This window comes from Acidovorax sp. NO-1, assembly GCF_000238595.1.
GTDB lineage: Bacteria > Pseudomonadota > Gammaproteobacteria > Burkholderiales > Burkholderiaceae_C > Acidovorax.
On sequence record NZ_AGTS01000137.1, the window covers coordinates 60,426 to 74,689 of the forward strand.

The following is a 14,264-nucleotide window of genomic DNA, read 5'->3' on the forward strand; positions in this document are numbered from 1 at the left end:
AGCCGCACCATGCACGCCCAACCACCACTTGCACGCCAGGCCAGCCGAGGCGTCACATTGATTGAATTGATGATCACCGTGGCAGTGCTGGCCGTGTTGATGTCCATCGCTGCGCCGTCCTTCCGGGAGATCATGGAGTCGCAGCGCATGCGTGCTGCCGCTTTCGACCTCATGGCAGACCTGACACTGGCACGGAACGAGGCCCTCAAGCGCGGCAACATCCCCGCGCCCGTAACCCTGAGCCCCGCATCGGCCGACTGGGCGGAGGGCTGGAGCGTGACGGTCGGCACAGAAGTTCTAAGCCAGAGAAACAAGGTGGGCTCGGGTGTGGCACCGAAACTGACACCGACCAACCTCGCCAAGCTCACCTTCGACCGCAACGGACGCGTTTCCAACACCACTGATGTGGCGCGATTCTCCCTGAGCAACTCCAGCGGCACCCGCAAGCGCTGCATCTCCCTCGACCCCTCCGGTCGCCCCAAGAGTTCAACTGCGGCATGTCCAACATGAAAAAGCACTCAACCCAACAAGGTGTGGCGCTGATCGAGGCGCTGATCGCCATGCTGATCGTGGCCTTTGGTGTACTGGGTTTTGTCGGCCTGCAGGCCAAGACCACCGTCGCCAACCTGGAGGGCTATCAGCGCTCGCAGGCTCTGATTTTGGTCAACGACATGGCCGAGCGCATAAACCTCAACAGAGCCAACGCGCTGTCTTACGTGAGCAACAACATCGGCGTCACCGATCCCGGCAACTGCAGCGGCTCTACGCTAACCACCGCCCAAAAAGACCTTTGCGAATGGTCCAAGCTCATTCGGGGTGCTTCCGAAACGCAGGGATCCACCCAGGTCGGTGCTGTTCTCAACGCGCGCGGTTGCATCACCAATCCCGCAACCAACCAGTACCTCCTTGCACTGGCTTGGCAGGGCGTCCAGGCCAGCGGGGCGCCCGTCAATACCTGCGGTAAGGATGCCTTCAGTAGCGAAGACATGCGCCGCGTTGTCACAGTGGTCGTACAGATCGCCAACCTGTCCCCTCCGGCTGCGCCATGACACTCAAAACCACCTCCTATCGCCAAGCGTCTCTGCTCCGGGCTTCCGCCCGAGCGAGGGGATTTTCGCTGGTCGAGCTCATGGTGGGCATGGCGATTGGTCTTGTGCTGGTCGCCGGTCTGTCCCTGCTTTTCGCCAACACCAGCCAGTCTGGCAACGAGCTGAACAAGAGCATTCGCCAGATCGAGAACGGTCGCTACGCGATGGACCTGCTGCACGATGACCTGATGCTGGCCGGCTACTACGGCGAAGTACCCGCAGACAGCCTGGCCACCTCCAGCCCCAACCTCTGCACAACCAGCGGTGCCGTCGCCCTCGGGTGGGACGCCACGATTCCCAGCACACCCAAAGTCCCGCCGCCGATTGTGGGGCTGTCCGACGACGAGGCATCGGCACTCACATGCCTGCCCAACAGACTGGCTGGCACACGTGCTTTTGCGGTGCACAGACTGGACACGGATACCATTGCACCCGCCGCCATCACGACAAAAACAGAAAATGTTTTGTATGTCCAGACCTCTCGTTGTCTGGCCGATCCGGCCACATCCCCTTTCATTGCATCCTCTGATCCCGACGAACTGATATTGAAAGAGAAGGACTGCACCACACCAAGTTCAGCCCGCAAATACATCTCACGCATCTACTACATCGCCAGCTGCAACGAATGCGGGGTAGATACCGTACCAACACTGAAAATGGCAGAGCTGCGTGGCAACCAGATGGTGCCCGTCCCCCTGGCCGAAGGTATCGAGAACATGGTCCTCGAATACGGATTCGACACCACGGACCCGCTCGATGCGGACCCTGCCACCCATGCCAGCAAAGGGGTGCCGGACACTTTCCTGGATAAGCTCAGTGGCGTCGTTGGCGCACGCGATAACGACTGGGCCAATGTCGTCGCTGCACGCGTGCATCTGTTGTCACGCACAACCGAGCCGTCCAGGGGCTACAACGATACGGGGAGGTTCTATGTACTAGGCCCCTCCACTACCGCCAGTGGTGATACCAGCGGTTTCAAACGCCGGGTCTACACCAGCACCGTACGCATCATCAACGTCGCTGGCCGACGTGAGACGCCTCCACCAGCTCCAGCGGCTTCATCATGAAAACCAACGCATCCCAACGTGGCGCCACTTTGGTGGTGGCATTGATCTTTCTGGTGTTGATGAGCCTCTTTGCCATCAGCGCGTTCAACAGCTCCAGCAGCAACTTGCGCATCGTCGGCAACAGCCAGGCCATTCAGGAAAGCCTCTCTGCTGCCCAGATGGCAGTGGAGTCCACCATCAGCACCCCAGAGTTCCATAAAAACCCCTTGGGCGTCGCCGCGGTACCGATCAATGTGGACATGAACGGTGATGGAACACCGGAGTACACGGCATCCATCACACCCGCCCCAGTCTGCTACCGCGCCAAACCCATCCTGCCCAGCGAACTTCCGGCCGCCCCCAAGAATGCGGCAACGGCCGATATCTGGGCGCCCTGCAGGCCGCCCGTCCGGTCGGGCGGAACGTTCATCGACTCCGAGGCCCCGGTGACGGGCACGGATCCAGAGAGCTGCGCCAATAGCGAGTGGAATGTCCGCGCCGAAGTCACTGACGCGGCCACCCAAACCCAAGTCTCGGTGAACCAGGGCGTGGCCGTCATTGTTTTCGGCAATGAAGTTTCGACTTACTGCACCAAATAAAAGCGAGGACAGCACTATGTCACACACTCCTTCATTCAGCATGCGTTCATGGGCCACTCTGACGTTAGGCCTTGCGCTGTCGTTTCCTGCTTTTTCGCAATTTACCAGCGACATTGACGTCTACACGAGCGCCGGCTCTGGCTCCGTCTCGAACGTGCTTTTCGTTCTCGATAGCTCTGCCAATTGGAATGCGAGCTTGAAGCATGATTGCGTCTATGTCGATGGCAGTGGAGCGCCCAGCAAAGGTCCAACCAAAGGTGGAATGGAGCAATGTGCGCTGTACAACGTTATTCACTCTCTCAAAACCAATGACGATGGCTCTGCAGCCTTCAATATCGGTTTCATGGTTTTCAATGAGACCAATGTAGAGACAGGGGCGCGTGTCATACAAGCACTGACCCCTCTCACTACCACGGGCAAAGACGCGTTGAAGGCGTTTATCAAGAAACTGGATCAAAACCAGTCGCCGGCACCCACTTCCTATGCGTTGGCCATGCATGAGGCCGGCCTGTATTTTTCACAAGAATCACCCTTCTCGGGCCAACGGGTCGGCGTCTTGCCCTACGACCGTGATGCGTTCAATGGCGGCAAATATGCCCTCCCCTTCGGGTCGGATTGCGGAAAAAATTACATCATCATGATCGCCAATGGCCCACCGCAAGGCGATCAGATCAAAAACGAAGTCATGCAGGCCATGCTTGCCGCATCGGGCGGCAGTACCGCGCCCATCACCTATCCTGCAGGCAGTGTAGACCCCAAGGACGCCGCCAACTGGACGGATGAATACGCACGCTTCCTCAATGGAAATCTCCGCAGCAGCTCTGCCACATCGGCCCTCGCTACCACCTTTGCCATCGCGGTCACGGGGGCCGCGAGCGACAAGGCCAGTTATCCGACTATTTTCAAAGGCATTGCGAATGCTGGGGGTGGGGATTTTTTTGAAGCCAAAAACTCTCTCACACTGGAAATCGCGCTAGGCAATATATTCAGCCAGTTGCAGGCCCAGAATAGCGTCTTCTCTTCCGCAAGCCTGCCTGTCAGCGTGAATTCACGCGGCACGTATCTGAATCAGGTTTTCATGGGCATGTTCCGCCCCGATGGAGACTCCAATCCCCGCTGGCGAGGCAACCTCAAGCAATATCAGTTTGGCTATGATGCCATCAATGATTCGCTATTTCTGGCAGACTCCTCAGCCAAGCCTCAATCAGCGATCAATACTGCCACCGGATTTATTTCTCCTACCGCCATTTCGTTTTGGACCGAAACCAGCACTTTCTGGTCCAACCAAGAAATGGGAACCCCTCCCAACCCATCGGACTCACCGGATGGGGAGGTCGTTGAAAAAGGCGGTGCCGCGCAACAAATTCGCACGGCTTACGCCACAAGCCAGTCCGCACGGAAAATATACACCTGCCTCAGCTGCGCCAATAACACCAAACTGGCCAGCTCATCCACTGCGCAGTTTTCTACCGCCAACAGCAGCAGCATGGCCACGATTGCTGCGGACAGCACCGAACGCGATCTGATCATCGGCTGGGTACGCGGTACGGACAACGCGGGTGATGAAAAAGGCCCGGGCGCTCCTACCACCATTCGCCCCAGCGTCCATGGGGATGTGCTGCACTCACGCCCCGCAGTGGTCAACTACGGTACCGCAGAAGCCCCAAATATCGTAGTCTTCTACGGTGCCAACGACGGTTTGCTGCGTGCGGTGAATGGCAACAAAACGGGTACCGGCGCAGGCCAGGAACTGTGGGGCTTCGTTCCCGAGGAACACTTTGGCAAACTCAAGCGCCTGCGGGACAACAGCCCCGAGGTCCGCATATCCACCACCACAATCAACGCGGCAGATCCCAAGCCGCCTTTGTTAAAGGACTATTTCGTTGACGGCTCGATCTCCGTCTACCAAAAAGTGGACTCAACTGGCAAGAGCGTGAAAGTCTATCTCTATTTCACTATGCGCCGAGGTGGCCGTTTCCTCTACGCACTGGATGTCACCGACCCTGCTGATCCCAAGTACCTGTGGCGTCGTTCGCACACCGAAGCCGACTTTGCCAAGCTGGGCCAGACCTGGTCTGAACCACGTGTGGCCAAGCTGAAGGGGGCCGTCGGCACGGACGGGAAAATCCAACCAAAATTTGTACTTGTCATGGGCGGCGGCTACGATGCTGCAGCAGAAGACTTGGCCACACCGGGCACCACCACGATGGGCAACGCCGTTTTCGTGCTCGACGCCTTCGATGGAACACTGATCAAACGCTTCGATACCACCCGAAGCGTTCCAGCCGACGTTGGCCTGATGGACTCCGATCTGGATGGGTATACCGATCGCGCCTACGCCGTGGACACCGGTGGCAACATCTACCGCATCGATTTCGAAACCAGTTCATCGACCGACAAAAGTGTCTGGGACATCTACAAGCTGGCCGAACTGGGCGGAGGCGCCCAGCGCAAATTTTTCTTCGCGCCCGATGTGGTCCCCACCCCGTCATTCACCGCCATCCTGGTGGGCTCGGGCGATCGCGAAAAGCCGTTGATGAAGGTCAGTTCAGATGCTTTCTTCACGGTGTACGACGACCGGATGGAAAAGGGAACGCCCGCACCAGGCAGCCCGATTACTACCCTGGGCAAGGTGGGAACAACCGAAAACATGGATGCGGGCTGCTATATCAATCTGGCCTCCGGTGAAAAGGTGGTGAACGCAGCGACGACCTTCCGAGGCGTGACCTACTTCGGGACGCACAATCCCAATCCACCTCCCGACAAGCCGAAGCTAACGTGCACCGCGGATCTTGGAACGGCTAAGAGTTATGCCGCACCCCTGTTCTGCCGCACCCCTTACTCCGAGGAGTTGAAGGGCGGCGGCCTGCCTCCGAGCCCTGTGGCGGGGTTCGTGGAAATCACCTACACACCAGAAGGCAGCAGTGAATCGGTGACCACACAAAAAGACTTCATCATTGGCGCACCCAACACGAAGAAGTCAGCCATTGAAACTGGAAAGTCCACGGGCGCCCTGAGCACGCCACGCAAGCGCCGTTACTGGTACCAGGAGAACGCCCGCTAAGCGTGGGTGGGATGCCAAGGAAAAGGGCCGACGGATCGTCGGCCCTTTTTCATGGAGGCACAGAATGGGAGGCTCCGTCAGGCGCCCAGCTGCCCCCGCATCGCTTCGATCACACCCCGGTAGTCGGGCTTGCCGAAAATCGCGCTGCCCGCCACGAAGGTGTCGGCCCCGGCATCGGCCACGCGGCGGATGTTGTCCTGCTTGATGCCGCCATCGACTTCGAGGCGGATGTCCTTGCCGCAGGCGTCGATGCGTTTGCGCACGGCCTCGATCTTGCGCAGGGCCGAGTCGATGAAGCTCTGGCCGCCAAAACCCGGGTTGACGCTCATGATGAGAATGAGGTCGATGTCGTCGATCACCCAGTCGAGCACATCCAGCGGCTCGGCGGGATTGAAAACCAGGCCGGGCTTGACGCCCTTGGCGCGAATCGCCTGGATGCTGCGATGCACATGGCCTGAGGCGTCCGGGTGGAAGCTGATGTAGTCGGCACCCGCCTCGGCAAAGGCCGCAGCCAGCGCGTCCACGGGCTGGATCATCAGGTGCACGTCGATCGGCACGGCCAGGCCGGCGGGCGTCTTGGCGTGCGGCTTGAGCGCCTGGCACACCATGGGTCCGAAGGTGAGGTTGGGCACGTAATGGTTGTCCATCACGTCGAAATGGATCCAGTCGGCACCGGCGGCAATGACATTGCGCACTTCCTCGCCCAGGCGGGCGAAGTCGGCGGATAGGATGGAGGGGGCGATTCGGAATGTGCGGCTCATCCCCCGATTGTCTCAAAGCGCAGCCGGTCTGGGGTTTTAGCCCCCTGGCACGCCCTGGGCGCAAATCTCCACGGTTACCATTCGCCCCATGCCAAAGTACCAGTTCGACGTGAAAGTACTGCCTGAATACCTGCCCGAGCAGTCTGCGCCGGACACGGGGGTGTACAGCTTCGCCTACACCATCACCATCACCAACACCGGCGAATCGCCCGCGCAGCTGATTTCACGCCACTGGATCATCAGCGACTCCAGGGGCCACACCGAAGAAGTGAAGGGCCTGGGCGTGGTGGGCCACCAGCCGCTGCTCAAACCCGGTGAATCCTTTCAATACACCAGTGGATGCCGGTTGCGCACTGCCAGCGGCACCATGCATGGCACCTTCCATTGCGTGACGGAAGACGGCGAGCCCTTTCACACCGCCGTCCCTCTTTTTGTGCTGGAGGCGACGAACCACGGCCCCTCGGGAGAGCCACTGAGCGGTCGGGTGCTGCATTGAGGCGCGTAGCCGCGGGCACCGACCTGGAAACCCTGCTGTCCTCGCTGGACCCGCAGGCACACCTTGCCCACCGCCATCTGTGGCTGATCCATCTGCTGGAATGGGTGCGGGGGCGCCGAGATTCCGTGCCGGCCGCCGTGGGACGCGTGCAGCTGTTTCTCGACGCGGTGCAATCCCGCCCTGACATCCAGGTGCGCCTTCAGGCGTGGTGGACGACACTGGTGGACCAGGTGGACATCACCACCTTGCTGGCGGATTTCGGGTTTGCGCCCCGCACCGCCCTCGTGAGCGAGCTGGCCGAGCGGGTACGCAACAAACTGCTGCCCGGCAGCCCGGAAACCATCGACGCATCCGAACTCTTCATGCTGGCATTGCCCAGCGAGTTCGATGCGCAGTGGCTGGCCGCGCTGGAGGAAACCCAGCTCAATCGCCTGGTCGGCCTTCTGTCAGGGACGGCTGGCGAAGCCTCCCCCGGCCCCTCGCGCTGGCACAAGGCCCTGCTGGACGCCATCACCTACTGCGCCGGCCAGATCCTTTCCACCGGTTTTGCGCCCGAGCTGCGGCTGCGCATGAGCGAGTCGGCCCGCGACGCCCAGCCTTTTCATGCACTGATCCGCGACGTGGAGAGCCTGCGCGTGGAGGTGCTGCACGCGCTGCGCACGCCCGACCGGCTCAACGAGGCTGCCCAGCGCCTGCGCGAACGGCTGGAGGCCTGCCGAGCCGCCGCCACCACGGTTTACACCCATTTTGAAGAGAACGGGATCTCGGTCGGCCTGGTGTTTCGCCTGCGGCAGCTGCGCGAGCGCATCCTGCGCGTGCGCGAACTGCTGGAGTGCCTGCTGTCACCCAAGCCCGCCGTCACGGCCGCGCGGCTCATGGCACATCTGGTGATGGTGGGGCAGGAGCGGCGCAGCCTGCGCGCCCTGGTGGCATCCAACTCCTCGCTGCTGGCGGCCAAGGTGGCCGAGCGCAGCGCCGAAACCGGCGAGCACTACATCACCCGTACGGGCGCCGAATACCGCGCCATGGTCCGCAAGGCAGCGGGCGGCGGCGCGGTGATGGCGTTCACGACGATGATCAAGTTCGGCCTGTATGCCCTTGCGCTTTCCGCGTTCTGGGGGGGCTTCTGGGCCGGTGTGAACTACGCCACCACCTTTGTGCTGATACAGCTGCTGCACCTCACGGTGGCCACCAAGCAGCCGGCCATGACGGCACCGGCCATGGCGGCCAAGCTCAAGGAGCTTGGCGCCAGCGGCGCGATCGAATCCTTCGTTGACGAGATCACGCACCTGGTGCGCTCCCAGGTGGCCGCCGTGCTGGGCAATGTGCTGGTGGTGTTCCCGGCCGTCATCGGGCTGGCCATGCTGTTTGCGCTGGTGGTGGGCAGCCCTGCGCTCAGCGAACCCCAGGCCCTGCAGGTGTTCGAGTCGCAGCACCTGCTGGGGCCTTCGCTCATTTTTGCGGGGTTCACGGGGGTGCTGTTGTTCGTGTCCAGCATCATCGCGGGCTGGACCGAAAACTGGTTCGTGCTCTACCGCCTGGATTCGGCCATGCACTACAACCCGCGCATCACCGGCCTGCTGGGCCAGGAGCGTGCGGCGCGCTGGGCGCGGTTCTTGCGCGAGAACCTCTCGGGCTTTGCAGCCAACATCTCGCTGGGCTTCATGCTGGGCCTGGTACCAGCGTTTGCAGGGTTTTTCGGGTTGGGCCTGGATGTACGCCATGTCACACTGTCCACGGGCCAGGTGGGCGCGGCAAGCGCGGCACTGGGCCTGGAGGTGTTGCACCTGCCTGCCTTCTGGTGGGCGGCGGCCGCGCTGCCCTTGATGGGTGCGCTGAATGTTTCGGTAAGTTTTTATCTGGCATTCCGGCTGGCCCTGCGCGCACAGAACGTCAGCGGCGTAGACCGCTCCCGGATCTACGCAGCCATCCGTGCGCGCATGCGTTCGTCACCCCTGAGTTTCTTCATGCCAGAGCGCCGTACCGCCGCCTGACACAAGGCGCTCAGGCCCCAGCAAGCAAGCGCCGCCCATGTCCTACAGTGAACGTTTGTTTCCGCCTGTAAATTCAGGCACCGCCAGGTACAACGCCCTCCCCGCGGGGGCGGCCCGCGCCTGGCTTCTTCACCCCGACGGGCCTGGCCCGTCTGACGCAGAGGTCCCAAGACATGAATGAAATCCTGACCTTCTGGGCGCAGTGGCTGCGCCCCTCGGCCGGGTTGCCCACGGTGCAATGGTCACTGCTGCTCGCAGTAGCCGCCATGGTGGGTTATCTCACGCAACGCCACACCGGGCTGCCCAAGGTGCTGGGCTACTCGCTGGTGGGCACCGCCGCCGGGCTGGCCGGTTTCAGCGGTGCCGTGTGGCCCTTGCAAGGCATCGGCCTGTTCCTGCTGGAGCTGGGCATCGCCCTGGTGCTTTTTGAGTGCGGCGGCCGCATCCCGCTGCGCTGGTTCCGCCACAACCCCATGGTGCTGGTGCAGAGCATTGCCGAATCGGCGCTGACCTACTTCGCCGTGTACTGGGTGCTGGTGTGGCTGGACCTGCCCACGCAGGTGGCAGGCCCGCTGGCGCTGGTGGCACTGGCCGCTTCGCCCGCCGTGCTCACCCGCGTGGTCGCCGACACCCGCGCGGCCGGCCCGGTCACAGAGCGCGCCATTGTGCTCACCACGCTTTCCACGCTGTATGCGCTCACGCTGGGCAGCGCCAAGGCCGAGCTGATCAATCGCCAGAGCCTGACGGTGGTGGAGACGGTGTACCCCGTGATGGTGGTGCTGGGCGTATCGATTGTGGTGGCGGCCGTTTTGGCCCTGGTGCTGCGCATGGCGCTGCGCTTCATGAGCCCCACGAGCGAAAACACCTCCATGCTCTTTCTGGCGCTGGTGGCTGCGGGCACGGCGGTGGCTGCGCACATGGGTGGCTCTGCGCCGCTGGCGGCGCTGCTGGGCGGCATGCTGCTCAAGCAGCTCAACCCGCGCCCCTGGGCCTGGCCGCGCCAGTTGGGCAATGCATCGTCGCTGCTCACCATGCTGATGTTCGTGCTGGTCTCCACCGTGGCCGCGCAAGCCGACTGGAGCGCCCCCGTGGCCGGCGTGGTGCTGGCCCTGATTGCCGTGCGCCTGGTGGCCAAGGCCACGGGCGTGGCCCTGGGCAACGTGGGCAGTGGCGCCAGCTGGAAGCAGGCCCTGTGGGTGGGCTGTGCGATGACACCCATGTCGTCCATCGCGCTGCTGATTGCCTCGCAGTTCGTGCTGGCCTCGCCCTCCACCGGCCACGTGATTGCCGGGGTGGCGCTGCCCGCCATCTTGCTGATGGAAGTGCTGGGGGCCGTGATTGCCACCGTGGCCATTTACCGTGCGGGCGAAAGCTCCAAACCCTGGGCGCCACTGACCCGTGGCAACAACGGAGAGAACAGCCGTGAGTCTTGAAGCCTTCAACCATTCCGAACCCCTGACGCTGGGCGTCGAGCTGGAGCTGCAGCTCGTCAACACTAACGACTACGACCTGGCACCCTACGCCGAGGACATGCTGCGCCTCATGAAGAAAACCCCGCTGCCCGGCAGCGTGGTACCCGAGATGACGAACAGCATGATCGAGATCTCCACCGGCATCTGCCATTCGGCCAGCGAGGTGCTGGGCCAGCTCACGCCCATCCGCGATGCGCTGGTGAAAAATGCCGACAAGCTCAACATCGCCGTGGTGGGCGGCGGCACGCACCCCTTCCAGCAGTGGCATGAGCGGCGCATCTACGACAAGCCGCGCTTTCGCGAGCTGTCCGAGCTGTACGGCTACCTGTCCAAGCAGTTCACCATCTTTGGCCAGCATGTCCACATCGGCTGCCCCGACGCCGACGCCGCGCTACTCATGCTGCACCGCATGAGCCGGTACATCCCGCATTTCATTGCAATGTCGGCATCCAGCCCCTACGTGCAGGGGCAAGACACGGCCTTCGACTCGGCGCGGCTCAACTCCGTGTTTGCCTTCCCGCTCTCCGGCCGTGCGCCCATGGCCCTCACCTGGCAGGACTTCGAGGCGTACTTCAACAAGATGACGCGCACCGGCGTGGTCAAGAGCATGAAGGACTTCTACTGGGACATCCGCCCCAAGCCCGAGTTCGGCACCATCGAGATCCGTGTGTTCGACACCCCGCTCACCATCGAACGCGCCGCAGCCCTTGCGGGCTACGTGCAGTCGCTGGGCGCGTGGTTTCTGGCCGACCAGCCCTTCATGCCCGAGGAGGACGACTACCTCGTCTATACCTACAACCGCTTCCAGGCCTGCCGCTTTGGCATGGACGCGGTGTATGTGGACCCGGCCACCGGCGACCACATGCCGCTGCGGGAACACATCCTCAAGACCATGGACAAGATCGCCGGGCACGCCGCCGTGCAGGGCGCATCCAGCGCCATGCACATGCTGCGCACCGAGGTCGAAGCGGGCCAGAACGACGCGCGCTGGCTGCGCCAGCGCCAGAGCGAAGAGCAGCTGCTGGCCGAGGTGAGCCGCCAGGCGGCGCAGCGCTTTCGCGGCATGAGTTGACCCCCCCTGAGCCGCTTCGCGGCTTCCCCCCCAGGGGGACGCCGCCCGTGCGGCGGGGCGGCCCTTGCACGGCGGCCGCTGGCCTGAAGCACGCCAGTATCCAGCCGCGCAGGCCATCATGACGCGCAGCCATTGAACCACCGGACAATCCAGCCCCATGGGTGAATTCGACCTCATCGCACGCCATTTCACGCGCCCCGTGCGCCGCGCCGTCCTGGGCGTGGGGGACGACTGCGCGCTGCTGGCGCCCACGCCCGGCATGCAGCTGGCCATCTCCAGCGACATGCTGGTGGAAGGCCGCCACTTCTTTGCCGACGTGGACCCCGAAGCCCTGGGCCACAAGGCGCTGGCCGTGAACCTGTCGGACCTGGCCGCCTGCGGTGCACGGCCGCTGGCGTTCACGCTGGCCTTGTCGCTGCCGCGCGTGGATGAACCGTGGTTAGCCGGGTTTGCGCGCGGCATGTGGGCGCTGGCCGATGCCCATGGCTGCGAACTCATAGGGGGTGACACCACGCAGGGCCCGCTCAACATCTGCATCACCGTGCTGGGCGAGGTGCCCACCGGCCAGGCCCTGCTGCGCAGCGGCGCCCGGCCAGGCGATGACATCTATGTGAGCAGCACGCTGGGCGATGCGCGGCTGGCGCTGGAAGCCCTGCTGGGCCACATCACCCTGCCTCCCGATCTGCTGGCCCGCGCACGCCAGCGGCTGGAGCGCCCCACCCCGCGCGTGGCCCTGGGCCTGGCCCTGCGCGGCGTGGCCAGCAGCGCGATGGATCTGAGCGACGGCCTGCTGGGCGACCTGTCGCACATCCTCAAGGCGTCCGGGGTGGGCGCGCAGATCGACACCCACAGCACTTCAAATTTAATAGCTGTCAGCGCTTATCCAGAAAGCGCTAGAACCCAATTTGATCCTGAATTCATCCGCCAATGCACCCTGGCGGGTGGCGACGACTACGAGTTGGCCTTCACCGCACCGCCCGCGCAACGTGACGCGGTGGCCGCCGCATCCCGCACCAGCGGCACGCCAGTCACCCGCATCGGCACCGTGCTGGCCGAGCGCGGCCTGCAGCTGGTGGACGCGCAGGGCCAGCCGGTGGACAACCGCTACGCATCGTTTGATCATTTTCGATAGCGGGCAGCAGGGACTGGCGGGCTTCGCAGCGACTTTTTTTGCAAAGCATGAATCCTTTTGCGAAACCCGCCGCTCTTGGTGGATGTGGCGCCTGTGTTGGCGCCTCATCCATCCACCTCAGGAGCTTGTTCACCATGCTGTACCGCAAAAACATCACCCGCCCCGAAAGCCTGGTCCGCATCGTCGCCGGGCTGGCCCTCATCGCCGTCAGCCTGGCATGGCTGGGCGTCACACCGATCGGCCTCGTTCTGGCAGCATCAGGTGCGGTGGGCATCGTGACTGGCGTCTTTGGTTACTGCCCCGCCTGCGCCATGGTGGGCCGAAAGCCCCTGAAATGACCCACGCCCCGGCCACCGTGGCCCAGCTGCTGCCCGCCGCGCGCAACGGCGATGCCACGGCGATGGAACAGCTGCTGCGCCTGACCCGCCCCGACATCCGCCGCTATGCGCTGCGCCACTGCGCGGCCACCGCAGCCACCGACGACGTGGTGCAGGAAGCCCTCATCATCGTGTACCGCCGCGTGGGCGCATTGCGCGAGCTGGCGGCTTTTGGCGGCTGGGTGGTGCGCATCGTGCAGCGGCTGTGCATGCGCCCGGCGCTGGCCTGGCTCAAGAGCGAGCCACTGGCGCAGGTGGAAGACGCCCTGGCCTGGTCACACCGGCCCGACCACGAACTGCGCCACGACCTGGCCCTGGCCATCGATTCGTTGCCGCCGCTGTACAGGGAGGCGCTCCTGCTGCGCGATTTTGAGGAGCTGACGATTGAGGAGATGAGCGAACGCCTGGGCACCACGCGCGAGGCGGCCAAGAGCCGGTTGCACCGGGCGCGTTGCCTGGTGCGGGAGTATCTTGTGCAGCCCACCTATCCCGATGCCGAACAACCTGATCAAAAACGATAGCTGCCAGCGCTTATCAGGCAAGCGTTAGACGCCTTTTTGGCTTGAATTGACCATGGCGCATCACAGCCAGGCACCGCGAAATCCGAACCCGCCTCAGGATTCAGGCGGTGTACGGCTTTCTGGCGGCGGGGCGCCCCTGGTGCTCTCGGCACGCGCTAAGCACGCTCGGGCTGCGGCTGGCCACGCACAACGAAGTGGCGCGAGAACCCCAGGGGCCGGCTCACCCCGGTGGGTTCTGAAAGCAGCGGCACGCGAAAGCCCGGCTCGGGCAGCACCTGCACGCTCCAGTCGGTACCGCCAATAAAGCGAAACCGCACGGTGTCCGGCTCGGCGGCATCGAGCAACGAAAAAGACCCGGTGGAATACATGCCGCCCACCGTTGCGGAGTCCAGCAGGTTCAGCTGGGCGTCCAGCAGGTGGATGTGAAGGAGCTCCTCAAACGGCGTGTCATCGGTAGTGAACAGCAGCATGAACGACTGCCACTGCGCCGCGGCTTCCAGCACCGCGCCAGCCACCTGGCGGCCCGTGGCCTGGTCATTGCGCAGAATTTCACTGACAGGTTCTGCACCGTCCGGGCGATTCGGGATGCGTGCCAGAGACACATCTGTGGATGAGAGGATTTGCATGACGGAGCCTCTCCCG

The 14,264-nt window shown here is 63.2% G+C and carries 14 protein-coding genes; 12 read left to right on the forward strand and 2 right to left on the reverse strand.

Going from position 1 to position 14,264, the window contains the following annotated elements; genetic code table 11:
- Window positions 1-9: 9 nt before the first annotated feature.
- From KYG_RS19080 to KYG_RS19100, 5 genes are read left to right on the forward strand one after another with little or no spacing between them, the layout of a single operon-like run.
- A complete protein-coding gene (locus KYG_RS19080; protein WP_008906567.1) occupies window positions 10-510 on the forward strand; it encodes a GspH/FimT family pseudopilin in 501 nt (166 codons plus the stop codon).
- Entirely contained in the window at window positions 498-1,049 is a 552-nt protein-coding gene (gene pilV / locus KYG_RS19085; protein WP_008906568.1) for a type IV pilus modification protein PilV, read from the forward strand. Before KYG_RS19080 ends, pilV begins: the two co-directional genes overlap by 13 nt.
- On the forward strand, window positions 1,046-2,155 hold the full coding sequence (locus tag KYG_RS19090) for a PilW family protein (RefSeq protein ID WP_085942622.1): 1,110 nt from the start codon (window positions 1,046-1,048) through the stop codon (window positions 2,153-2,155). Before pilV ends, KYG_RS19090 begins: the two co-directional genes overlap by 4 nt.
- Entirely contained in the window at window positions 2,152-2,733 is a 582-nt protein-coding gene (locus KYG_RS19095) for a PilX N-terminal domain-containing pilus assembly protein (RefSeq protein ID WP_008906570.1), read from the forward strand. The genes KYG_RS19090 and KYG_RS19095 overlap by 4 nt, the downstream gene beginning before the upstream one ends.
- A 16-nt stretch (window positions 2,734-2,749) precedes the next feature.
- The gene (locus tag KYG_RS19100) at window positions 2,750-5,797 is read left to right on the forward strand and encodes a pilus assembly protein (RefSeq protein WP_160165355.1); all 3,048 of its coding nucleotides are present in this window, start codon (window positions 2,750-2,752) and stop codon (window positions 5,795-5,797) included.
- A 77-nt stretch (window positions 5,798-5,874) separates the two neighbouring features.
- On the opposite strand, the gene rpe is transcribed toward KYG_RS19100, so the two are convergent.
- Window positions 5,875-6,558 (reverse strand): ribulose-phosphate 3-epimerase, encoded by a 684-nt coding sequence (rpe, locus tag KYG_RS19105; RefSeq protein ID WP_008906572.1) that lies wholly within the window; start codon window positions 6,556-6,558, stop codon window positions 5,875-5,877.
- Window positions 6,559-6,646: 88 nt separating this feature from the next.
- On the opposite strand from rpe, the gene apaG reads away from it, so the two are divergent.
- The 7 genes from apaG to KYG_RS19140 all read left to right on the forward strand — a co-directional run bounded on the left by apaG (window position 6,647) and on the right by KYG_RS19140 (window position 13,622).
- Entirely contained in the window at window positions 6,647-7,054 is a 408-nt protein-coding gene (gene apaG, locus KYG_RS19110; protein WP_008906573.1) for a Co2+/Mg2+ efflux protein ApaG, read from the forward strand.
- Entirely contained in the window at window positions 7,051-9,048 is a 1,998-nt protein-coding gene (locus tag KYG_RS19115) for a site-specific recombinase (protein ID WP_008906574.1), read from the forward strand. The genes apaG and KYG_RS19115 overlap by 4 nt, the downstream gene beginning before the upstream one ends.
- Window positions 9,049-9,221: 173 nt before the next feature.
- Window positions 9,222-10,481, forward strand: a complete 1,260-nt coding sequence (locus KYG_RS19120) for a cation:proton antiporter (RefSeq protein ID WP_008906575.1) — start codon at window positions 9,222-9,224, stop codon at window positions 10,479-10,481.
- Window positions 10,471-11,592 carry a YbdK family carboxylate-amine ligase gene (locus tag KYG_RS19125; RefSeq protein ID WP_008906576.1) on the forward strand — a complete coding sequence of 374 codons (1,122 nt, stop codon included), beginning with the start codon at window positions 10,471-10,473 and terminating at the stop codon, window positions 11,590-11,592. Before KYG_RS19120 ends, KYG_RS19125 begins: the two co-directional genes overlap by 11 nt.
- Before the next feature lie 157 nt (window positions 11,593-11,749).
- Window positions 11,750-12,724 carry a thiamine-phosphate kinase gene (gene thiL / locus KYG_RS19130; RefSeq protein ID WP_008906577.1) on the forward strand — a complete coding sequence of 325 codons (975 nt, stop codon included), beginning with the start codon at window positions 11,750-11,752 and terminating at the stop codon, window positions 12,722-12,724.
- 134 nt (window positions 12,725-12,858) lie between these two features.
- Window positions 12,859-13,062, forward strand: a complete 204-nt coding sequence (locus KYG_RS19135) for a DUF2892 domain-containing protein (protein ID WP_008906578.1) — start codon at window positions 12,859-12,861, stop codon at window positions 13,060-13,062.
- A complete protein-coding gene (locus KYG_RS19140) occupies window positions 13,059-13,622 on the forward strand; it encodes an RNA polymerase sigma factor (RefSeq protein WP_008906579.1) in 564 nt (187 codons plus the stop codon). The genes KYG_RS19135 and KYG_RS19140 overlap by 4 nt, the downstream gene beginning before the upstream one ends.
- A gap of 155 nt (window positions 13,623-13,777) precedes the next feature.
- Here the strand turns inward: KYG_RS19140 and KYG_RS19145 are convergent, their stop codons facing one another.
- Entirely contained in the window at window positions 13,778-14,248 is a 471-nt protein-coding gene (locus KYG_RS19145; RefSeq protein ID WP_008906580.1) for a hypothetical protein, read from the reverse strand.
- Window positions 14,249-14,264 lie beyond the last annotated feature (16 nt).

Bases quoted from the DNA above. Each gene is read 5' to 3' on its own strand.
- KYG_RS19090 (WP_085942622.1), top strand. From the start codon at position 1,046: ATGACACTCAAAACCACCTCCTATCGCCAAGCGTCTCTGCTCCGGGCT.
- KYG_RS19140 (WP_008906579.1), top strand. From the start codon at position 13,059: ATGACCCACGCCCCGGCCACCGTGGCCCAGCTGCTGCCCGCCGCGCGC.
- KYG_RS19145 (WP_008906580.1), bottom strand. From the start codon at position 14,248: ATGCAAATCCTCTCATCCACAGATGTGTCTCTGGCACGCATCCCGAAT.
- rpe (WP_008906572.1), bottom strand. From the start codon at position 6,558: ATGAGCCGCACATTCCGAATCGCCCCCTCCATCCTATCCGCCGACTTC.
- KYG_RS19080 (WP_008906567.1), top strand. From the start codon at position 10: ATGCACGCCCAACCACCACTTGCACGCCAGGCCAGCCGAGGCGTCACA.
- KYG_RS19135 (WP_008906578.1), top strand. From the start codon at position 12,859: ATGCTGTACCGCAAAAACATCACCCGCCCCGAAAGCCTGGTCCGCATC.
- pilV (WP_008906568.1), top strand. From the start codon at position 498: ATGTCCAACATGAAAAAGCACTCAACCCAACAAGGTGTGGCGCTGATC.
- KYG_RS19095 (WP_008906570.1), top strand. From the start codon at position 2,152: ATGAAAACCAACGCATCCCAACGTGGCGCCACTTTGGTGGTGGCATTG.
- thiL (WP_008906577.1), top strand. From the start codon at position 11,750: ATGGGTGAATTCGACCTCATCGCACGCCATTTCACGCGCCCCGTGCGC.
- apaG (WP_008906573.1), top strand. From the start codon at position 6,647: ATGCCAAAGTACCAGTTCGACGTGAAAGTACTGCCTGAATACCTGCCC.
- KYG_RS19100 (WP_160165355.1), top strand. From the start codon at position 2,750: ATGTCACACACTCCTTCATTCAGCATGCGTTCATGGGCCACTCTGACG.
- KYG_RS19120 (WP_008906575.1), top strand. From the start codon at position 9,222: ATGAATGAAATCCTGACCTTCTGGGCGCAGTGGCTGCGCCCCTCGGCC.